Genomic DNA, 271 nt, shown 5'->3' on the forward strand with positions numbered 1-271 from the left:
TGACTGAACCGATAATGATGGTATCTGGGTCGTTCCCGAATCCGCTATAGACTGCGAGCACTGCCAAGGTACCGATGGCGACAGCCCCGATAAATTCCGCGAAAAATTTAACCCTCGTTTTTATGAGTACCATCTCCACAATATAAAACCCAATGCCCCCGATTACGAAAGCAAACGGAATGTCCGCCCAGCCGCCGCCCATCAAAATCAGGAAGCAGGCACTGGCGACTGCTGCGGCGAGCACTTGCAGCCACAAAGGGAACAAATAATG

The 271-nt window shown here is 51.3% G+C and carries 1 protein-coding gene; it reads right to left on the bottom strand.

Annotated features, from left to right (window positions below; all coding sequences use genetic code 11):
* Positions 1–271, bottom strand: a 271-nt coding sequence (locus tag SB775_RS29670) for a threonine/serine exporter family protein (RefSeq protein ID WP_410864821.1), incomplete at both ends; no start/stop codon positions are given.

This window comes from Peribacillus sp. SIMBA_075 (assembly GCF_046534585.1).